The 22244-nt window shown below is 41.8% G+C and carries 18 protein-coding genes and 1 riboswitch; of the genes, 2 read left to right on the top strand and 16 right to left on the bottom strand.

All coding sequences use genetic code 11. The features are described 5' to 3' along the window. Position 1 precedes the first annotated feature (1 nt). The 4 genes from NYP65_RS05780 to NYP65_RS05765 all read right to left on the bottom strand — a co-directional run bounded on the left by NYP65_RS05780 (position 2) and on the right by NYP65_RS05765 (position 3240). Positions 2–805 carry an energy-coupling factor ABC transporter ATP-binding protein gene (locus tag NYP65_RS05780; RefSeq protein WP_415702818.1) on the bottom strand — a complete coding sequence of 268 codons (804 nt, stop codon included), beginning with the start codon at positions 803–805 and terminating at the stop codon, positions 2–4. After that, positions 802–1674 (bottom strand): energy-coupling factor ABC transporter ATP-binding protein, encoded by an 873-nt coding sequence (locus tag NYP65_RS05775; protein ID WP_004133372.1) that lies wholly within the window; start codon positions 1672–1674, stop codon positions 802–804. Before NYP65_RS05775 ends, NYP65_RS05780 begins: the two co-directional genes overlap by 4 nt. Next, complete coding sequence (locus NYP65_RS05770) at positions 1671–2492, bottom strand: energy-coupling factor transporter transmembrane component T (protein WP_473410743.1); 822 nt, start codon at positions 2490–2492, stop codon at positions 1671–1673. Before NYP65_RS05770 ends, NYP65_RS05775 begins: the two co-directional genes overlap by 4 nt. A 91-nt stretch (positions 2493–2583) precedes the next feature. Next, positions 2584–3240, bottom strand: coding sequence for an ECF transporter S component (locus NYP65_RS05765; protein WP_032813263.1), 657 nt, complete (start codon positions 3238–3240; stop codon positions 2584–2586). Positions 3241–3437: 197 nt separating this feature from the next. Here NYP65_RS05765 and NYP65_RS05760 point away from each other — a divergent pair, with 197 nt between their 5' ends. After that, positions 3438–5330, top strand: coding sequence for a PfkB family carbohydrate kinase (locus NYP65_RS05760; RefSeq protein ID WP_415702816.1), 1893 nt, complete (start codon positions 3438–3440; stop codon positions 5328–5330). A 453-nt stretch (positions 5331–5783) separates the two neighbouring features. Here NYP65_RS05760 and NYP65_RS05755 read toward each other — a convergent pair whose 3' ends face one another. The 4 genes from NYP65_RS05755 to trxA all read right to left on the bottom strand — a co-directional run bounded on the left by NYP65_RS05755 (position 5784) and on the right by trxA (position 10676). Further along, positions 5784–6575, bottom strand: coding sequence for a DeoR/GlpR family DNA-binding transcription regulator (locus NYP65_RS05755; protein ID WP_016636371.1), 792 nt, complete (start codon positions 6573–6575; stop codon positions 5784–5786). Positions 6576–7260: 685 nt separating this feature from the next. Then, positions 7261–8919 carry an MDR family MFS transporter gene (locus NYP65_RS05750; protein WP_415680947.1) on the bottom strand — a complete coding sequence of 553 codons (1659 nt, stop codon included), beginning with the start codon at positions 8917–8919 and terminating at the stop codon, positions 7261–7263. Between the two features lie 213 nt (positions 8920–9132). Next, positions 9133–10137 carry an aggregation-promoting factor C-terminal-like domain-containing protein gene (locus NYP65_RS05745; RefSeq protein WP_004131757.1) on the bottom strand — a complete coding sequence of 335 codons (1005 nt, stop codon included), beginning with the start codon at positions 10135–10137 and terminating at the stop codon, positions 9133–9135. A 179-nt stretch (positions 10138–10316) separates the two neighbouring features. Continuing rightward, on the bottom strand, positions 10317–10676 hold the full coding sequence (gene trxA / locus NYP65_RS05740; RefSeq protein WP_018619632.1) for a thioredoxin: 360 nt from the start codon (positions 10674–10676) through the stop codon (positions 10317–10319). A 105-nt stretch (positions 10677–10781) separates the two neighbouring features. On the opposite strand from trxA, the gene serS reads away from it, so the two are divergent. Further along, on the top strand, positions 10782–12068 hold the full coding sequence (gene serS, locus NYP65_RS05735) for a serine--tRNA ligase (protein WP_004131752.1): 1287 nt from the start codon (positions 10782–10784) through the stop codon (positions 12066–12068). A gap of 126 nt (positions 12069–12194) precedes the next feature. On the opposite strand, the gene NYP65_RS05730 is transcribed toward serS, so the two are convergent. The 8 genes from NYP65_RS05730 to NYP65_RS05695 all read right to left on the bottom strand — a co-directional run bounded on the left by NYP65_RS05730 (position 12195) and on the right by NYP65_RS05695 (position 21930). Then, on the bottom strand, positions 12195–12968 hold the full coding sequence (locus NYP65_RS05730) for an HNH endonuclease family protein (protein ID WP_415704470.1): 774 nt from the start codon (positions 12966–12968) through the stop codon (positions 12195–12197). Further along, positions 12952–15537, bottom strand: a complete 2586-nt coding sequence (locus NYP65_RS05725) for an ABC transporter ATP-binding protein (RefSeq protein WP_473410742.1) — start codon at positions 15535–15537, stop codon at positions 12952–12954. The genes NYP65_RS05730 and NYP65_RS05725 overlap by 17 nt, the downstream gene beginning before the upstream one ends. Positions 15538–15875: 338 nt before the next feature. Beyond that, complete coding sequence (locus NYP65_RS05720; RefSeq protein ID WP_116285552.1) at positions 15876–16559, bottom strand: ribonuclease HII; 684 nt, start codon at positions 16557–16559, stop codon at positions 15876–15878. A 76-nt stretch (positions 16560–16635) separates the two neighbouring features. Further along, positions 16636–17589 (bottom strand): signal peptidase I, encoded by a 954-nt coding sequence (gene lepB, locus NYP65_RS05715; protein WP_427898037.1) that lies wholly within the window; start codon positions 17587–17589, stop codon positions 16636–16638. A gap of 35 nt (positions 17590–17624) precedes the next feature. Then, positions 17625–17993, bottom strand: a complete 369-nt coding sequence (gene rplS, locus NYP65_RS05710) for a 50S ribosomal protein L19 (RefSeq protein ID WP_004127473.1) — start codon at positions 17991–17993, stop codon at positions 17625–17627. 257 nt (positions 17994–18250) lie between these two features. Continuing rightward, complete coding sequence (locus NYP65_RS05705) at positions 18251–19783, bottom strand: ABC transporter ATP-binding protein (protein ID WP_473410741.1); 1533 nt, start codon at positions 19781–19783, stop codon at positions 18251–18253. A gap of 114 nt (positions 19784–19897) precedes the next feature. Beyond that, positions 19898–21646 (bottom strand): ABC transporter permease, encoded by a 1749-nt coding sequence (locus NYP65_RS05700; protein WP_004131741.1) that lies wholly within the window; start codon positions 21644–21646, stop codon positions 19898–19900. A gap of 116 nt (positions 21647–21762) precedes the next feature. Continuing rightward, positions 21763–21930 carry a hypothetical protein gene (locus NYP65_RS05695; protein ID WP_240612198.1) on the bottom strand — a complete coding sequence of 56 codons (168 nt, stop codon included), beginning with the start codon at positions 21928–21930 and terminating at the stop codon, positions 21763–21765. Positions 21931–22043: 113 nt separating this feature from the next. After that, a riboswitch (M-box (ykoK) riboswitch) is annotated at positions 22044–22204 on the bottom strand. Positions 22205–22244 lie beyond the last annotated feature (40 nt).

Below are 22244 nucleotides of genomic sequence, written 5' to 3'. Positions count from 1 at the left end.
TTCACCTTTCACTGTTAAACAATTCAACAAACGCTGGCACAGTAAATGGAGTGCCATTCATACCAACTTTTTGCGCAACTCTTGTAATCGGTGGAGGAGTTACAAAAGATAATCGCAAGATATCCGTTTGAGAAAACACCTTCTCTGCTGGCCCATCTAACAAAACTCTTCCAGACTGCATAACAATTATTCGACTAAAATTCTCCGTAACAAACTTCATGTCATGCGATATTGTTATGCACAATTTTCCTTGAGATTGCAGCGTTTTTATAATCTTCTTAAGACGTAGATTTCCTAAAACATCTTGACCACATGTAGGCTCATCAAAAATAATGACTTTTGGATCCATCATAAGTACTGCACCAATAGTGCAGAATTTTTTCTCTGTTAAAGATAGGTCAAAAGGATGAATATCTAACTTATTGTTAAGACCAACAAGATTTGAAACTAATTCCATGCGTTCTTCGATTAATTTTGAATCCATTTTTATTTGTTCTGGACCAAACGAAAATTCTTTACGAACACTCTCTAAAAACAGCTGGTCATCTGGATTTTGGAATACATACCCAACTTCGCAAGCCCATTCAGAGGTATCTTTAGCATCAACATTTATCCCATCAATTAAGACTTTGCCCGAAGTTGCTTTAAGAATACCGTTAAAATGCTTAACAAGCGTTGTTTTACCAGCGCCATTTTGACCAATTATTGCAACAGGCTCATTGCTACTAATGCTAAAAGAAACACCATCAAGCGCTTTGTGCCCCGATTTATATTCGTGCACAAGATTGATAACATCTAACTTCATGAGTTAACCTCACTTTTATTAGAACGTATGCTACTTTTAACAAGATCAACTGCCTGATTTTCGGTGATAGGAATTTTAGTCACATTTACTCCGCAATTGGCAATAGCAAAACCGAGTTTTACGTAATCTGGAGGTTCAATTCCGTGATTAGTAATATCTGGATTTGTAAATACTTCATAAGGCGATCCACTTGTAAAAACTTCGCCATTATCCAGTACCATAACAGTATCAGCGCACCTTGCAACGCGCTCCATATCGTGATCAACCATAATCACAGTTACGCCACTATTATTAAGACGTTTTACAATGTCAAAAATCTCCTCGCTGCCAAGTGGATCAAGTTGTGTTGTACACTCATCTAAAACCAAAATCTTAGGTTCCATAATAAAAGTTGATCCAAATGCAACTCTTTGAATCTGTCCACCCGAAAGCTCAAGAGGATTTCGGTCTAAAATATCACTTATACGCATTAATTCTGCAACTTGAATAACTTTTTCGGTCATCTCCTTACGAGCAACACCTTGATTACATAATCCATATGCAAGCTCTTCTGCAACAGTGCCCGAAGTGTAGCTAAGTTGATTAAACGGATTTTGAAATACTAGACCGATTGTTTTAGAAAGTTTAGCTACACTAGAAGAAGAAACATCATTGCCGTCAACAACCACTTTCCCGCGAGATTTGCCAACAAAATAATGCGGTATTAAACCAACTAATGCATTACATAATGTTGATTTACCAGATCCGTTAGCGCCTATGATACATAAAAAGCTTCCCTCTTTAACATCAAAGCTTATATGTTTTAATGCACTTTTCTTACTACCGCTGTATCTATATGAAAAATCTTTTACGGAGAGAATATTATTCATTTTAGACCCCCATAATAAGGAATAATTCCAACATAGAAACAGGTAGACAAGACTAAAGAGATAGCAAGAATTAGTAATAATATATAAGCCAAAACTGAGTCATAAACTTTCCATTGGACTTCTACTATGCTTGTTCTTTTTACTCCATTTACACCAAAGCCACGCGTTTCTAATGTCATTCCTCGCTCTTGAGCATCAGTCAAAGAGCTTAAAACAACAGGCCCAAGTAAAGGTATTAGAGCACGCAATCTACCAATCGCACTTCCAGACATTTTTAACCCTCTAGCGCTTTGAGCCTGGCTAATAACAGACATTCGTCTTTGCATTTGCGGAACAACATTTAAGCTTGCTAAAACTAAGTAACCTATTTTTGCAGGAAGACCTATGCCAGTTAAAGCAGCGACCATACTGCCTATATAAGTAGTTTTATTCATAATGTAAAAACTGCCCAAAAATACTAGAACAGTAACTACTACTCTTCCCGCATAAATCATTCCTTCGAGACCAAGTTTTGCAAATCCAAAATCCGCTATAAAGGTTTTATTACTGGGACTATATAGCCCTTGTATAAACATAAGCATTAATGTCATTGGTATTCCAAAGCCAAACATAAGTTTTACATATGGAACAACAATCCTTGCAATAATTGCTACAACAAAAAGAACTACAATAAATGCAATTCCTAGACAAGGATCTGGCCATGCCATAGATGAGATTCCTAAAGTAAAAATAGCAATTATTTTTGTTATAGGATTCAGCATAGAAACAGGATTATTATCGCAACGCTGCCATGTTAAACAACTTTTATTATCACTCATTGCAACATAACTCCCTTGTTAAACTTATGAAACCATAAAACCATGAAGCTGATTCAAGATTGTTAAATCAGCTTCTTTGCCAAAAAACTAATTAATCAACAGAATCTTCATCATATTCATCTGATTCATCAGAATTATCCGAATCATCTGAATTGCCTGCAGCATATTGACTTAAGAACCTCTTAGGCACCTTTTTAACAATAAAGTAGGCAACAGCAACAGCAATTCCCTTATCTAATAGGTTCTCAATAATTGATGATGAAAATACAGAAGCAAAAATATTTTTCATTGCTACAACAAGCGTTGCAGTAAGAACCGAGGTTCCATTAATGCCAGTTGCTCCACTAAAAACAAATACTGTTATAAGTGATGCAGAAACGGCGTTTACTAAGGTTACAACAACCCAAACAATTAGAACACCCCACCACTTTTTGAATAAACCTGCCTTAACCATATAACCAACAACAAGACCACATAAAACGCTAACTACCGCATAAGGTAAATTAACCGGATTTGCCACCAATGCTAAAAATACATTTGTTAAGAACCCAGTTAAGGCAGCAACCCACGGTCCCGATAAGCAGGCAACTACCATAGTTCCAATCATATCTAGAAACAGAGGGAGCTTTAGCGTTGAGCATAGAGTACCGCCAATAAGATTTATACCTACTGCAATAGGAATCAAAACTAACGATTTAGTTGAGAATTGATTCTTAATATTCTCAATAAATAATAGCTTCTTTGCCATCATGCACCACCCTTCAACAAAATGTTGATAAGTCTTGCAAAGTTGTTAATTCTTTCAAAATTTCAACAAAACAACACTGTATGAAAATTGTTTCCTAAACAGTTTTCATAATTCATCTTAGAATAATAAATACTTATTGTCAATAATGCACAGTTATGAATAAACTATATCTTTGAAGACAAAAAAGAAGGAATCAAATGAACATTAAAGACATAGCTCGATTATCCAAAGTTTCAGCATCAACTGTGTCAAAAATTGTTAACAGTAAAGATGATTCAATCAGTTCTGAAACTCGCGAGCGCGTCTTATCTGTAATACGACAATATCACTACACTCCATATGCAAAAATATCGTCACAATCAAAAACTTGGCATATTGCAGTAATTCTTAGATCTTCAATATCTTTTGACACAACTTTAGACGGAATAATACAAACAGCCCAACAATCAGGCTATGGAACAGTAGTTTTCAATAGCTATTCAAACATAGAACAAGAAAGTAAAAATATAAGCGCGCTTAGCAAACACAAAATCGACGGTGTTATATGGGAGCCAGTAAGCAAAGAAAGCTTTAATAAATTAAAAGGAATTGAACACGAAATACCATGGCTAACTATTGGATCAATAGGAGGCGACGAATCACTATTATTGCCCTATTCAGATGCAGCATATAAACTGACGGAACAACTAATATCGCATGGTCACACATCAATAGGATGTTTAATGACAGATGGAAGAAGAACAAAAGATTTTCTTAACGGATTCAAATCATGCTTATTTGACCATCACCTCGATTTTGACGAAAGCAGAATATTTTTTGACCTCAACGACAAATTAGTAGAAAAAATAAGCGATCACTCTATTACTGCGCTCGTGTCTTCTCATTATAGAAAAGCTTTAGAATTTCAACAGTTAATGACTTCTCTAAATAGAAGCATTCCCGAGGACGTGTCACTCGTATCCATAAAAAATGACACAAACGAACAGCCTATATTGGCAAAAAACTCTGAAATATCTACATATACAATCCGCAACGCTGATTTTGGGTCATACTTGTGCAGCAAGCTTATAGACGAAATAGAAAAAAGACATGAATCAAAGACTTCTTTCGTTCAAGAATTCCATCTGGACAATACAAGAACTATAGGATCACCGTCTCAGCTAAGAAAACAAAAGATAACAATTATAGGATCTATTAACCTAGACACATTCCTATCTGTGCAAAATTTGCCAAGTAAAAATGAAAGCATTAATGTTCAAACTTCTAAAACTTATCCAAACGGTAGCGCAATAAACCAAGCTATAGCAGTATCTAACCTTGGCCAACGTGTAACCCTAATAGGAAATGTTGGATACGACTTGGATGCAGACAAAATATATAAAACACTTTCACAATGGGCAATAGATTCATCTGGCGTAATACGCAAACATGAATCTCACACTGGAAAAGCGTACACATTAGTAGACGCTTGCGGGGATTCAATAACATCTGTAATATCTGGCGCAAATAGCACATTAAATCAATCAAACATACAAGATAGAGCTAATTTGTTTGAAAACACAGCATATTGCATAATTCAATCAGATATACCTGTCGATGCAATAATATCTGCGTGCAAAATCGCTAAAAAAGTTGGCGCAAAAATCATATTCAATCATGTTTCATCCGAAAACATACCGAAAGAAATAATAGATAAAATAGATATTTTATTTACGAATATAGATAGTAAAAACACTGATCGAATTGAGGAAATAGCAAAAGAAAAATCCTCATCTTTTATAAATAAAGGCGTAAAAACAGTAATTATAAATATGCTGCATAAAGGATACTTACTATCTGATTACAAAGAAGAAAAAATAGTAAATAGCAACGAACCCAACATCGAGAAGTATAGCAACTGCAGTGATGCTTTTGTATCAGCACTAGCAGCATATATGCTATATGGTTACACTACAAACCAAGCAGCAGAAATTGCGGCCTACGCTGCAAATTATTCGAATTCCAGAGAAGAGATAACACCATCTTTTATAGACAAATATACTTTAGAAACAAGTATAACTATGCCTAAAAGCAGTTTGATAAACCAGTAGACGCTTTTTGTTGTTAGACACGCCGTTTAGAGCTACAAAAAGCGGAAAAATCGCTCTCGCTGACCGCATCAAGAGCGGTAGAGATTCGAGATTTTTCGCCGCGGATGAAGCGTTTCGTTCGCGCGGTCTAAGCGCGCTATTCCTCACGGCTATTAGTAGCCGTTCGGCTGATTTGGCATGTAAAGTCCACTGGACTTTATGCCTTAAGCCAAATCACGCTTTGAAGGAGCATGAAATGGTGATTCGCTGAAGTAGCAAGAAAAATCGAGAATCTCGGTGATGAAAGCTACGCAATTGTTCTAGACATTCAGAAGGTTTGATGTATTTCTATACGAGCAATAAAAGAGGAGCGTAGCGACGGGACTTGCGAGGAGAGAAATACTCAAACCTCGCGCAACACCAAGCAAGGAAACCGCGCTACGCTCTAAGCGAAAAGGCAGGTCGTCGCGCAAGCTATTCACCAGTAACTGTTGGCGCAAGAACTAGATTCTTAACCAACTCGCGAGTGCGAAGCTGCGAATCAGCATCTAAGCAATCGTCTGTAATAACCGTGTCAACTTGGTCAAATCGCGCAAAAAGCGAAAGCGATGTGCAAGTCCACTTTGTGTGATCCGTTAATATAATCGTGCGATCCGCAATATCCATCAAAGCCATATCGGTAGCAGCTTCCAACGAATTCGGCATAAGGAATCCACGCGGCAAACTAACGGAATGCGTGCCCAAAAATACTGTGTTTACGCGCAAAGACGAAACAACTTTATCGGCAATAGGCCCAACCAACGAGTTGGAACGCGTAATCACACCGCCAGTAACAATAACCTCAATATCTTTAGATTCAAGCGCTTGAACAAGCTCCGCAACTGGAATCGAATTTGTTAAAATCGTGATTCCAGACGCCCTGCGAGACTCAAGAAGATGCTGTGCAAATACGTATGCGGTTGTGCCGCCACCTATTGCAATCACATCCCCTGGCTGAACATAATCCACCGCCTTAGTGGCGATTGCATCCTTAAGACCCATATCCATCTGCGACTTTACGGAAAACAGCGGCTCTGAAAGAAGCGTGTTAGTTGTAACAGCACCACCGTGCACGCGTTTTAGAAGACCGCGATCCGAAAGCTCCGCAATATCCCTGCGAATTGTCATTGCAGAAACGGCGAGTTCCTTAGAAAGAGCGGTAATACGCACGGCCCCCCTGGTGCGAAGGCGGCTCAAAATCAATTGTTGACGCTGTGAAGAAATCATGTGAACATTATCGCACAAGTAAACGCAAAAAACAAACGCAGATGAGCGTTTCTAGGCTCAAAACGTTATGTATTTAACAAAAATCACATAAAATCTGGCAAAACGAACAAATGCTTGTAAAAAGTGCGCGTTACCAAGCACTGTAGAGATTCGAGATTTTTCGCCCTGAATGAGATGAACCTCAGCATGAAATGGTGATTCATCGAATGAAGAAGAAAAATCGAGAATCTCGGTGATAAAAACCACGCAAAAGTTTAAGCATGCAAGAGGTCTGGGTGATTCTTGGTCGAACAGTATAAGAGCGGCAGCCGATACCAAATAATCCAATGACTAACCCTACAAACAAACCTCAACACAAAAAACAAAATCAAAGCCAAAACGGAACAACCGCAACACAAGACAACACGTAAGAGGCGGAGCGTTGTGAGACAAGAATTAGCCAGCCCTCCTACAACACCAAGCAGAGAATGTCGTTCGCGCGTTACAGCGCGCTCACGCCTTCGCAGCGCAGAAGCAATGCTTCTGTTTTGAGCGGCTCAGCGAATCGAGGTGATTTCTCGCGCATTATGCAGTTCGAAATCGTCGATTCGCGCTACGCTTTAAGCGAAAAGGCAGGTCGTCGCGCCCGCGCATTATGCAGCTCGAAATCGTCGACTCGCACGCGGTCTAAGCGCGCGCAAAGATATCAGTATTGATGATGCGTATGATCGTGCATAACGTCTTTATGCTCCGATGCGTGCGGAATGTGCAAAACGCGCATACGGTCAATCGCCCTGCGCGCAAGCTGATGCGCCGAACCAGCGCCTTCTCCTTTAACGCCAAAAATAACAATCAAAGCCATAATAGCCGTAATAATCGCGCTAATTCTCAAAGTCCATTGAACGCCAAAAATACTAGCTGCAACGTTATCCGCACTTCCGACTCCCGTAAGCAAGTGATGCCATTGCGTAAAAGTGGCCATTGTTACAACAAGCACAGGCGCACCAATCGCACCCCAAAGCTGGCGCATTGTGTTAGTCACAGCCGACCCGTCTCCAAGCTCGCTTTGTTGCAAACAGTTTAATGACCAAGTTGTAACAGGCATAAGCAAGAAACCCATGCCGATTTGACGCGTAAATTGCCAAATAGAAATCCACCAAATCCACGTGTGCATGTCTATAAGACTCATCATGACTGTGCCAAAAAGCAAAATCAACGAGCCAGCCATTGCCACTGGCCGCACGCCAAAACGATCCAGCATGCGCCCGCCAAAGTATTGCGAAATGGCCATTCCAAACGCGCCAGGCAAAAGCACAAGGCCGCTCATAGTGGCAGAAAAACCGCGATCAGACTGAATATAAAGCGGAATAACAACCATAATCGAGCTAAACGCAAAGAACGTTAAGCATGCGCAAGCCGTTCCAACTGTAAAATAGCGATTTTTCAAAACGTTAATGCCAAGTAACGGTTGCTTACCGCTCGCATGCGCGCGCAATTGTCGCACAACAAACCACGCCACTCCGCACGCACCAACAAGCATAGGCGCCCAAGAAAACGCGCTAGCAATTCCGTACGCTTCAATATTTGTAAAGCCAAACATAACGCCACCGAAGCCAATAATCGAAAGCCCAACGGAGAAAAAGTCGGCTTTGGCGCTGCGATCTTGCTCGCCAAAATTGTGCAAGAAGAACGCAGAAAGAACAATAGAAATTACGCCAATAATACTAAGCGACAAGAAAATTGAACGCCACCCATTAAAATCGGTTTGCATGCCTCCAACAGTTGGTCCGATTGCAGGCGCAATGCTCATAGCCATTCCAACGCTGCCCATTGCCATTCCTCGCCGTGTTACTGGGTACACGGAAAACACGGTGATTTGCAACACTGGCCACATAACGCCCGTGCCGATCGCCTCTAAAGTTCGACCAACAAGCGCCATAATAAAGTCATTGCTAAGCCATGCCATAATCGAGCCGAGCGTAAAAAGAATCATAGACGATATAACGATTTGACGCGTGGAAAATCGTCTAGTTAAAAACGCAGTAAGCGGCACCATAATGGCCATAATCAGCTGAAAAATAGACGTAAGCCACTGACCTGTAGTAACACTAATGTTAAATTCGTGCACAATAGTTGGCAGCGCGGCCGTAAGTTGCAATTGCGCAAAATTACCAATAAACGTTATAAAAGTTAGAATTGCCAAAGAAACCAAGGCTGCTCGAGTAAGACGATTGTTCTTATACGCCTGCTCACCAACAAGAGCATGGCTAAGTTCACGCAAATTCCCAAAAGGCTTGCATTTATAAGACTTGCTAACAGAGTCACTACTCTTATTAAACCATGATTTTCTAGGCAATATTGTCACTTAAACTTCCTTCCATATTTGCAAAACACGCATAAAATAATCAGCGATTATTGCAAAATCAAGAAATATACTCGACTCTACAATAATCGCCTTAAAACAAGCTATAAGACTACTCCGTGAGTTTGTTGTTTACAAAACTATGTTGTTTACAAAACTAAAAACCCACGATTCTCTATAACCCAACGATTCTCGAAAAAATAATTACAAGTCAAATCAGTAGCTTCTGTGCGATAGCCAATGCCTGTAGGCGCCTTGAATAGAGCCATAACGACCATTGCAATAATTCCAGAACCAACGAAGCTGAGTTTGATAATTAGTTGCCCAATCGGCTCCCATAGAAGACATCTTTCTTCCAGGCAAAGCTTGAGGCAAGCCATACGCGCCAGAAGGATTCATAGCGTTTACGCGCCAACCCGATTCATGCGAGATAATAAACACAGTAGCAGTAAAATCAGCCTCGCTGTATCCATTCGAAAGCAGCCACGAATGCGCCCACTCTTGCATCTCGCCAGCTGGAACTGTGGTTCCAATAGACTCAGCAGAAGCAGAATCTACACTAGCGCCGCCAGTTCCAACAAGAACAACCCTATCTTTTGGAGCTTGCTTAACAAAAGACACAAAAACGTTGGAAGACACAATCTTCTTACCTGCACGCGTAACGATTTTGCTCGTTTCCATAACGCCAGGCGCACCTTGATCTTTAACCTTTTCTGTACCTTTTGGAAGAGCCGATGTCTCTTTTTTAACCGTATTAAAAGCAATAGGCTCGTCGGAAGTTTCAAGCTTTGCACCAGCGCGCTTAATAGTTATAACTGTAGATTCGCTAACCTTTGAATCAAGAGACGGCGTAACAACGTCGTGCGAATCCAAAGTTATGTCTCCCGCTTCTAAAACGGACTTAACGTTTGTAAAATCTGTTCCAAAAACCGCGCGATGATGGCCATTTATATTTACAGTAATATAAGAAGTTGCGCCTTTTTTAGATGGGTTGAGCGAGTTTCTGTATGCTCCACGAGAAACCTGATTTTCGCTATCTGTAGCCGAATAGGCAGTTACATAAGACTTTGCGGAATTTGATTTGGAACCAGAATAAAAGTTTCGAGAAACAACTCCAAGAACTACAACAGCCACAATACTAACGAAAATCACTGCAACTCTTGCCCATTGACGCATGCTCAATGAAGTAAGCGTAACAGTTTTCTTTCTGTGACTTGTCATAACTCTCCTTGATAGAAGTTAGTGCAAAGTGTAAATCTAAAACGTTATACGACTTTTCGTTATATAACTTTTAGTCATACGACTTTTTGCACAAAGTATATATAATTGTAGTCTTACGTAAAGAGAAGCGCTAAAAATCAAGGTTCTTGCGATTATTTCACACTCTTATTAAATTCGCTTTACTCGTTTACAGAATCACCTTCATTATCTTTACTAGGATCATAAGCCTTAGCTTGATTAACTAAATCTTCTAAATCAGCTGGAAGCAAAGCGCCAGCTTGACGATAAATAACATCTCCGCGCTTAATAACCATAACTGTTGGAACCGCTTTAATCGCAGCTGCACTCGCCAAATCTGGAGACTGATCAATATCTACTTTAACAAACGGAACATCTTCAAATTTTGCGCTTACTTGCTCAAAAATCGGCCCAAAAGCGCGGCAAGGACCGCACCAAGTGGCCCAAAAATCAACAACAACTACCTCGTTGGTGCTTGCAATCTTCTCAAAATCTTCTTGAGTAGCGTGAATAAGTGCCATTTTTACTCCTTAAAACAAGATTTAATAAATTTTACACGAACACGTACTCATTTGCACTATAGTTATTAGCATCATCTGTCGCCTTGCGGCACTAGGCTAGAAAACATGCTTGATATCCAATTTATTCGTGAACATGCCGACGTAGTTAAGGAGTCGCAACGCAAGCGTGGCGAGTCCGTAGAACTTGTCGATGAAGTGCTTCGCGCAGATGATTTGCGCCGCACAAGCTTAAAGGCATTTGAGGCAGCTAGAGCCGATCAAAAAGCAATCGGCAAAAAGGTAGCAGCCGCAAGTGCAGATCAAAAAGCCGAACTTATTGCACAAACAAAAGAGTTAGCGCAAAAAGTTGCACAGTTTAAGGCTCAATCCGAGCAAGCTACTGCCGACTACACAACAGCAATGTGGAAGCTTTCTAACATTGTAGAAGACGAAGCTCCAGAAGGCGGAGAAGACGACTACGTTGTTGTTAAGAAGGTTGGCACACCTCGCGACTTTGCAGCAGAAGGCTTTGAGCCAAAGGATCACTTAACTCTTGGAACTGGCGTTGCTGGAATCGATATGCGCAGAGGCGTAAAGGTTGCAGGATCGCGCTTCTACTTCTTGCGCGGAGCTGTAGCACGCTTGCAAATCGCAATGCTTACAATGGCTGTAGACCAAGCAGAAGAGCATGGTTTTACGCTTGCGATTACGCCAACGCTTGTGCGACCAGAAGTTATGCGCGGAACTGGCTTCTTGAATTCTCACGCAGACGAGATTTATCGCCTTCGCGAACCAGATGACCAATACCTAGTTGGCACATCCGAAGTTGCTCTTGCAGGCATGCATGAGGATGAAATCCTTGACTTAAGTAATGGCGCTTTGCGCTACTGTGGCTGGTCGAGCTGCTACCGCCGAGAAGCTGGTGCTGCTGGAAAAGATACTTCTGGCATTATTCGCGTGCATCAATTCGATAAAGTAGAGATGTTTGTTTATTGCAAGCAGGAAGATTCTCGCGCAGAACATCAAAAGTTGCTTGGAATGGAGCAAGAGATGCTCGCTAAGGTGGAAGTGCCTTACCGCATTATTGACACCGCTGCTGGCGACCTTGGCTCTTCTGCTGCGCGCAAGTTTGATTGCGAAGCTTGGGTTCCAACTCAGGGTCGCTACCGCGAGCTTACTTCTACTTCTAATTGCACTGAGTATCAGGCTCGTCGCTTGAATGTTCGCGAGCGCATAGAAGATGGCGGAACTCGCCCAGTTAGCACGCTTAATGGCACTTTGGCTACTACTCGCTGGCTTGTTGCTATTTTGGAAAATCATCAGCACGAAGATGGTTCGATTGACATTCCAAAAGCTATGCAAGCATATATGGGTGGCAAAGAAGTTATTGAGCCTACTAAGTGGGAAGCCTAGAAGCCTAGAAGCCTAACATAGCTTTAAGCCTTTAATATTAACGTTGACTAATAAGTGTGCAAATCAGTTTTGGTTTGCACACTTTTTTTATTTGCACAGCGCAACAACACAACGCCGCTCAAAGCCCTACTTTGTAGGCAGCTCTTGCGCAGAACACCCGTGCAAAGTCGAAGCCATACTCTGCTTTTCGGCGCTTGTAACACTAAGATCGTACTTATATTTAACAGCAATCTGCCTAGCTACATAATCGCATCTAAAAGACTTATTAGATGGAAGCCAATAGGCCGCAGAAGCAGAGCCTTTTTCTTGATTTGCTGCTCCTTGCACAGCAAGAAGGTTAAGCATATCGTTACCAAACTTAAGTCGCTTAGCGCGATTCCACTTCCAAGCACCTGATTGCCAAGCGTTTTCTAAAGCCACAACGTGGTCAATTTGAACAAGCGCGCTAGTTTTTCTGCCTCGTACAAAGTTAATATCTAATCCTGTATATGGGTCGTGTAAAAGCCCAGACGCTACTTTGCAAGATCCCGCGTACTTAAAGCGAACATGCGTTAAATCGCGCGCAAGAACGTCTTCTCGAACATCACAACCGTTTTTATCATCGTCTGTAGTTCTATACCCAAAAACGCTTCTGTTATATCCAGAAGCATGCGACTTATCTACTTTTAGCTTGCTAAGCTTTTCTGCAGCATCTCCACTGGCAACGTATTCTCCAGTAATATTCCCAACATCTTGGTTGAGTTTAGGCAAAACTAAGCCAATAACAATGCCTACAAGAATCGCGAGCGCAATAAGCCATATAAAAGACGTTACGCTCCTAGAGATTGGAGCGTTGCTATAGCGCGCATCACCTACTCTACGGTTACTACGACCGCTACGATTACTACGATTGCGCAGCATGATTAATATCTACAACCCAAGGAATACGACGTATAACAATGTTGAGCACTTGCTGAATAATGCTAATAAGAATAATGATTGCCATAACTGCGTACACAACGTTCCATTGCGGATTCTTAGTTACAAGCGGGTGGATTGTGCTAGAAACAAGCATTATTGCGTTTGCGATTCCAATAAGAGAAACCGACATAAGAATCGCTTGCATTCTGCCGACTTTGCGCGATAATCTTACGCGTTGCTGAGCCAATTTTCGCATTGAGTCAACAACTCGCTTAACGCAATAATCTCCTTGACGGAAGGCCAATACTTCTTGCAAACCAAGCTCTACATCGTCTACTTCTAGTTCAACCATTTTTTGATCTAAATGAACTTTATTAATAAAGCTTTTAAGGCTCAAGCTAAACAATCCTGGGATTACAAACACGATTAGCAAACAAATCACAGACGCAAAAATCGCGATTTGAACACTAAAGTAGCTTAGCAAAACGATTGCTGGAATAATCGAAAGAATCATTCCAACGCTCATACTAAGACCTGCCTTGTGTAAGTGCGCGTGATGAAGGTCTAGTCCTGCAAAAGACGCAACAAGCGTTAAGCATCTTAAGCATGCACAAACAACTAAAACAAGAACATAGTCTTTAACACCTAAGCCAAAAAGCGGTCTGCTTGCTATAGCAAACATTGCTGCAATTGCGCAAACAGGAATCAACAAAGCGCAAACAATATTTATTACAGTCGAGAAGGCACTGAGAATGGCAAATAATGCTTTCTTTAAGTAAGATACTTTTGATTTTTTGCCACTATTATGCGCAATATTTTCATGCTCATTTTCATGCTCATTGCTACTTGCATCGCCACTTTGCACGCGCAAATCGCCATTTGAATCATCACTTAGTGCGCCTACAGATGCAGCTCGCGCACGCGAATCACTAAACACACTAACTTTAACTAAATTGTCTGCACTAGTGGCGTAGCTATCGCTTGGAAGAAACACAAGAATAGTTGCTTTTTTGGCAATTTTGCGCAAAATATCGCATAAGTTTTTAGCTTCTTTAGCGCTAATATCTTTGGAAGAATAGTCAAAAATGTATACAGGCGTGCGGCGAATCAACGCGCGTGCCATAACAAGTCGCCTAAGAATGTCTTGCTTATTTTCGGCATGAATATTTTCTACTCGCAAGTCTAAACCGTTGTAATCTGCGTAAACAACACCATCCGCACGAGCGGCTCCAAGTGCCTGCCACATAGACGTTGTAGTAGCATTTTTAGACGCCATCAATAAGTTTTCTCGCAAAGTGGCAGAAAACAGGTGACTATTCTTGCGAACAATCGTTACAAGATCTGCCAACGCACCAGGATCTACATTATTTAGAGTTATATAAGAAGGATTTCCAGCAATATCGCCAAAATCAGATGCCACAAATGGCGAATCCACACCTAAATCAGGCAAAGCATAACTATCACTGTAAGATAGCGCAACGTTTGATTTAGAGCTAAAAGTAACGCCATTAATAACGTTATGCGCAACCAGATCGTAATACTCGCTTGGCATTACATTCAGTTTTCCACTAGAAACATTAAAGGATGCTCGCAAAGGACGATTATTCTTAACAAAATTACAACGAACATGAAGAGAAACGTTGCTAGCGCCATCTGGAATACTCAAAGACGACTTATTGTCTATTTTTTCTAGCACGGATTGTGAATATTCGGAATCCAAATCGGAATCCAAATCGGAATCTAAAGTAGATGAATTATTGGAAGAACCACCATTAGCAGCAACACTTTTGAACAAATCGCCAATATTATTTAGCCCCAAAACAGCACGATTTTTAATATGCATGCAATTAGCAACTCGGCGAATTGGATCCACACTTAACATAAGCAGCGGCAAAGTTAGCATTGCTGCAGGAAGACCAACAGACCTAACCGAAAGAAGCCAAACCGTGCAAACAACAGCAACAGCAACCATAAAATACGTCAAAAAAGCGCATAAACAACGCAACAAAACACGAACGTTATAAAGCGCAGTACAAAGAGCTAAAGCAGAAAAAACGGCCGCAACGAGGCAAATACTCGCTAGATAAGTGTTGATTGAGAACAACGCAATGCTAACAGCAAAAGGCATAGGAAAAGCTGCAAAAATTTGCGGCAAAAGCAAACCAGCCCAACGCTGAACCCAAGCAATATCTTCATTTACGCAAATCGAAGAATACTCAACAGAATCAGTACGATTAGCCGAACTGAGCGAAATCATAGATCGCAACATCTTCGGTCGAAGCTTCATAGCTACGCGAGTGCCAATCTCGGTAGAAAAAATACAAGATTGATGGAAAGCAATGTATTTTATAATCAAAATACCAACAAGCGAAATCAAATAAGACGTTAACTCAACGGAGCTAAGCAAAGATTTACCAGTATATTTTGCTGGAATCAAAATAGGCGAAAGAATACCAACACAAACATACACAAAACCGATGTTTGCAAGAGAAGATATAGCAAGACACGCCGCTCTTAAGGCAACCAGATGTTTAACACCTGGAACAAAAGCAAAGAAACGACTAATCATTTAACTATCCTTTTCTTGTTCATAAAACCTACAAAATCAACGTAGTTATATTATGCATAAGAGCGAACACATTTAACCAGTGCAAACAAACACAAAAGCAGCCAAACATCTAAATATCTAAATATCTAAACATCAAACATCAAACAAATCTAATACTCACAGCACATCTAACATCTAAACTCTTAAAGCACTATAAATCACTTTTCAAACCCGTAAAATGCACTTTTACAAGCACTCTCTAACACACAGATTCGCTACCTATTACAACACATAAGATTACGCTAAACGCCAGGCATCAACACGCCGAATTGTAGATTGCTAGCTACACAAAATGCGCACTACCCCAAATGCCAACTCAAACGGTGCAAATCGCTAGCGCCGTGCTCAAGAATCGCATCCCTATGCGCTTTAGAACCATAGCCCTTGTTATGCGCCCAATCGTAAACAGCATATTTTGGATTTTGCGCTAAATCAATCATCAACGAATCTCGAGTCACCTTTGCAATAACAGAAGCCGCAGAAACACTAGCACACTTTTGATCTGCCTTAACTAAAGTGTGAACTTTTACAGAAAATTGCATACTAGGCGCATCAAAAGTACCTAAAGCTTTGCCAACGTAATTGAACGGACCGTCCAAAATCGCAGCAATCCGCGCATCTTTAAGGCTAGAGCGCATGCGATTTTGAACATCGTTAATTGCATTAATCGCAGCAACACCAAGAGCGTAGCTAATACCCCACTCGTCAATTTGACGATTTGTACAAGAGCCAACAGCAAAAGCATCGCACCAATTTTCAATCGGATCCAGTAGACCCTCTCGCTTATGCGCATTAAGAAGCTTAGAATCCGCTAAACCTTGCGGAAAACTACCCGATTTAATCTTTTGCGCACTAAAAAGCGCTGCACCAACCATAACAGGACCAGCAAGACTACCGCGGCCAACTTCGTCTAAGCCAATAACCCAGTCAAATCCGCTGCTTATAAGGTTTTGCTCAAAGTCAAAAGATGGAATAATTGCCAAATTTGCCTACTCTTAACTACTTATTTGCACTACTTATTTGCGATATCTACTTATGCTTAATTACGTCTACTTACGTCTACTTATTTGCAGATTTGGCTTTTACATCGTCAAAAGCATCGCTGTGATTTTCAAAAATACCCATACGATTAAGTGGCCAAAAACGCATAAACGCAACGCCTTCAATTTTAGAAATTGGCACTAAACCGTCGTCTCCATCGTTCTTATGATACCTAGAATCCGCGGAATTAGCGCGATTATCTCCAAGAACAAAAACGTGACCTGGCTTAACTTTTACCTTAAACGCAAACGCGCTCGGACTTACGCCTGGTCTAATGTAAGCAGATTCAAGAACTGGAACGCCATTAACCAAAATCGGGTCGCCATCTCCCTTGCACTCAACTGTATCTCCAGGAAGACCAATAAGACGCTTAATTAAATCTTTGCCTGCAAGAATGCCACCACTGCTGCTTTCTCCACTTAGCCAATTAGCTGGATCTTCAAAAACAACAATATCCCCACGATTTAGCGGAAAAACCCTAGGAGTTAGTTTAGATGTAACAACGTAATCGCCTATATGAATTGTGTCTAGCATAGATCCCGACGGTATAAAATACACGCCAAGAATAAAAATACGCAAAAAAATCACAACAATAATAGGAACAAGATACCAAGCAATAAGCTCTTTCCAAGAAGTTTTGAAAAGCTTTACTGTTCTTGCTTTAGAGCCATTTTGCTCTTGAGAATTTTGACGATTATTTTGCTCCGAATTATTCCCACGCAAAGCGTAATTCGTATAATCGCGATTATTCACGCAATTACCAGAAATGTGATTTCCCCTGATTTTGCAATGTTTAGAGTGCGTACCAGCCCCAGCACTCTTAGAGCCAAAATTAAAAACACTCATAACACCAAAGCCAGAAGCAAGATTACGCTTGACTTCTGGCTCGGGTGGAACAGGAGAAGGATTCAAGCCGTGACCTGCTACATTAACAATATGATTATCGCTATTTTGCAAGTCTTCGGAATGCATATTAATCCTTATGTAAATCCTTAACCTAAATAAATTTACTTAGCAGCGCTGTTGTCACGACGCTCGGCAATACGAGCAGCCTTGCCACGCAAAGCGCGCAAGTAGTAAAGCTTAGCGCGACGAACGCGACCACTACGAACCAGCTTAATCGAATCGATAGCTGGAGAATGAAGTGGGAAGCGACGCTCAACACCAGTACCAAAGCTAACCTTACGAACAACAAAAGTCTCGCGAACGCCAGCACCCTTACGAGCAATAACTACGCCAGTAAAAGTCTGAATACGAGTGTTGTTGCCTTCCTGAATCTTAACGTTAACGTCAACAGTATCTCCAGGACGGAAAGCTGGGATTTCTTCGGCAGCCTTAAGATGCTTAGCATCAAATGCTTCTACAGCATTCACCATAATAATTCCTCCATCGCCGCCGCATATCAGCGCAAGTTTTATCAAAGTAAATTGTCTAATTTTAATTTTGACTTTTTAACTTTATTTTGAATAATCTTTCCCAAAAAGTTTGCTTTTTGGGGCTTCCATCCGCCAATCTTCAAAAGCTGGCTAGACTACTAATAAGCAGACTATGCGGCATCCGCTTATTGAAAGCATACGAACATAAATTTATGCTCAATAATGGACATTATTTAGCACTATTTCGCACTATTTTATCACGCAACGCCATTAAGCGGCGCTGTTTCAACAGTACGCGTTAACTCGTCGTCGTCGGCATCGTAGTCAAAAAGCTCACCATAACGACCCCAGCTAATCGCAATATCAAATTGCTGACGAGCCAAAGCGTCCGTATGCTTACTGCGAAGCAAATCCAAAATCAACTCACCGCGAAGCTTGCCGTTGCGGTTTCGGCTCAAAGCCTGATCAATCGCGTGAACAAGAGGCGCATGCTCAATCGCAAGTCGCGCAAACACCTGCTTGCTGTGCAAAATGTCGGCATTATGCCACTCTTGACCCGCTTGCGTAATCGTAATATGACCATTTTCTGCTGTAAGCAAATCAAGCATTGTTCCAGCATCCACAAGTGGGAACAAATCATCGATTTCAAACGACAAATCCGCGGCCAAATCAGCCAAATCAATGCCATCCGGCTCTTCCGATATAACGTCTAGCAAACCAGCCATGCCTCCTGGCGTTGCGTTCGGCAACAAGTGCACAGCAACTGGCTCTGGCTTAGGATCACCAGATTCCGCTTGCTCTTCGTTTTGCTTAGCTTCCACCTCTGCATCGTGATGCTTTTGAATAAGCATATCGGCGATTGCAGCAGCCTCAGTTTCTTCCGCATCCGTTTGCTCCGCTGGCAAAGAGTCGGCAGCCGCACTAGGCGAATCGGAAGCTTCCGTCGAATCCGCATTTTGCGATTCAAGATCGCTTTCTGGGTTAGAGCCAGTCAAAATCGCATAAAGATTATCTACCATCGCCTCAAATTCGGCACTATGCTTGTCTCTTGGTCGAGGCAAATCAACTTGCACGTCTGCAATCAAATGACCTGGATGAGATCCCAAAACCACCACGCGATCTGCCATTTGCACAGCTTCTTCAATATTGTGCGTAACGATTAGCACGGACTTAATATCGCGCTCTTCGCTAGACCAAAGCTTAAGAACTTCTTGGCGAAGATTTTCTGCAGTAAGAACGTCAAGAGCAGAGAAAGGCTCGTCCATAAACAGTGCGTCTGGGCGCAAAACAAGCGCGCGGGCAATGCCTACGCGCTGACGCATACCGCCAGAAAGCTCCTTTGGATACGCTGTTTCGAAGCCGTCCAAGCCGATTGCGTCGATTGCAGCAAGCGCAAGCTCCGTACGCTTTTCTTTGCTAACTCCTCTAGCGCGCAAACCAAGCTCCACATTGTCTTGAACAGTAAGCCACGGCATAAGTGCGAATGTTTGGAAAACAATTGCAACACCTGGGTTTGGCCCTGTAAGCTCGCGGCCGCGATACGTAACTGTTCCCTCTGTTGGCTGAATTAAGCCTGCCATTGTTCGCAAGAAGGTTGACTTTCCAGCGCCAGAACGCCCTAGAATTGCTACGATCTCTCCCTCGCGCAGCGTAAACGATATGTCGTGAAGCACGTGCTGAGTAGTGCCGCTATCGGACGTAAAGCTTTGACTTATGTGCTTTGCGTCAATAATGTCGCTTGTAATTGAAGACTGCGCAGCCTTTTGCGCGTTTTTGTTCAAAGTGTTCATAATTTTGCCAATCTGTTTTATAAAGTTAAAAAGTTTAATTTTCCGTAGTTTAATAGATTTATTCGATTGATTAGTCGATTGATTAGTCGATTAATCAATTGATTAATCAATCACTTAATTCAACACGAATCTTTTTGCCGAATACCTTTGCAAAGGCGACCAGAACAGTCGATTACTTAACACAACTATTAAGCTCATAACCGTTACTCCCACAAGCGTTTTTACAGAGTCACCAACGGTTGTTGCATTCGTAATATACGCGCCCAAACCTTGAGTTGCCATGTGATTCTTGCCGTATTCCACAATCTCTGCAACAATCGAAGCGTTCCAAGCGCCACCAGCGGCCGTAATTCCGCCAGTGCACCAAGATCCAAAAATCGAAGGCAAAACAAGAGTCTTCCACTTAAGCACACGATTTAATCTAAAGCTTCTTGTCATCTCTTTTAAGTCGTCTGGAATCGCACTAGCGCCTGCAATAACGTTAAACAGAATGTACCATTGTGTGCCAAGCGCCATCAAAATAATACTTCCCCAGCCAAGGTCAATGTGCCAAGCCATAAACCACATCATTGCAAATGGGAACACAAAGTTTGCTGGGAAGCTAGCCAAGATTTGCACAACAGGCTGCATAATGCGAGAAATCTTAGGATTCATGCCAATGTACACGCCTACTGGCACCCAAATTAGCGAGCTTACAAAAATCAACACAGCAACGCGCGCAAAAGTCAAAGCGCCTAACGCTCCAGCTGTAACAAACTCTTGCAAACCTGTGCGAGTTGCTACAAAGTAAAGCATTTGTGCAGCCGCAGCAATAATTAGAACAATCATTACAACGTTAAAAACTAAATCGCCAAGCTTGCGAGCAGACGCTTTACGAGGCCATTTTGCACCCGTGCGGCCAAATGGGCGCGTAGCCAATTCCAGCCACTCGCGAATAGGCGAAAACAGCTTGCTAATAACTTCGTCGGCATGCGAATGACGAATCAGCGTTAAAATCGCGCTCTTTCGCTCTTCGTCGGATGCGCTTTGCGTTATGCGGAATCGTTCTGCCCACGCGGTAAGAGGCTTCCAAAGGAAGAAGTCGATTGCAAGCACAACAATAATCATGGATAAAATTGCCCACCAAATATTTCCAAGCTTGTTTTCTGCAGCAGATTGCGCAACAAAGCTACCAACTCCAGGAAGCGCGTAAGTGTGATTATTTACGGAAATCATCTCGGAAGCAGTAAGGAAGAACCATCCGCCACCAACGCTCATCATGCAATTCCAAAGCAGCGGAATCATTGCGTTTGGCATATCCAGCACCCAGAATCTCTGCCAATGCGTAAGTTGCAAGCTGCGCACTGCCTCGTCTAACTCCTTAGGCTCACTTAAAAGCGAACGGTGGAACGAGAAAGTCATATTCCAAGCCTGGCTTGTAAAAATCGCAAAAATCGAAGCGGCTTCAACGCCCATCATCGATCCTGGGAAAATAACAAGCCAAATCGTTACTGTAGCCGAAAGGAAGCCAAGAATTGGAACGGATTGCAAAATATCTAGCAGCGGAATAAGAACCTTGCCTAAGCGACGGCTGCGCGCTGCAAGAGATCCGTAAATAATCGTAAAAATCAGCGATGCTATAAGCGCAAGCATCATGCGGAACACGGATCTAAGCGTGTAGTAAGGCAAATTAATAAGGTCTGTTGAAACCGCGGAAGGTATGCCACTAGGTCCAATCGGCTGGTTAATGCGCTGCAAAAGGAAAGCGCTTACTCCAAAAAGCGCGATTATGCCAACGCACACAATAATGTCGGACCAAAAACGAGTGTTTTCGTCTACTTGCGCGCTGGCACTACTTTTTCCAGATGTTGTAAATATTGTCATGATAAGTCCTCTGGTAACGCGTATTTTCTTTGAGAGCCGCTTATCACCACTATTTTGCGTAATACTAATAAGGCTAATAAGCCCAATAAAGCTAGTAAGCCTAATCAGCTAAATCACTAAATCACTAAATCACTAAACGCAAGTATTTTGGCGGCGATTGCTGGCTTTTTATATTCAGGAGGAACGTCCGTACTACTACTAACACTGTCTGAATCGTCACTAACAGCGTTAACAGTATTAGCAGTATTAGAACTTTGATTACAACCCGTACTGTCATGTTTCACAGCAATCACCTCCTCCAGCTTGTGCGCGCCAACGCAAAACCGTACTATCGCATCGTCATTGAATCGGACGGCAAGCAAGAAGACACAATGTGATTTACAAATCAAAAGAAATCAACATTAATCTTGTCGTTCAAGCTTCAGCTTCGCAGGGCGATGGCGTTGCATTAGTCGAAGCCTTGAAATCGACAACGACTGTTGACCAACTTGCAGTGTCTCCACTGTGTTGCGGCAGCAACCCGTATCCCCGTGGTAGCCTTACCTACCGACCGTGCTTATTATAAATTATCACCACTCTTAAGTCAACCTATTTTTGA

Source organism: Gardnerella sp. c12Ub_1 (genome assembly GCF_055804375.1).
This window is presented reverse-complemented; position numbering and strand designations above follow the sequence as displayed.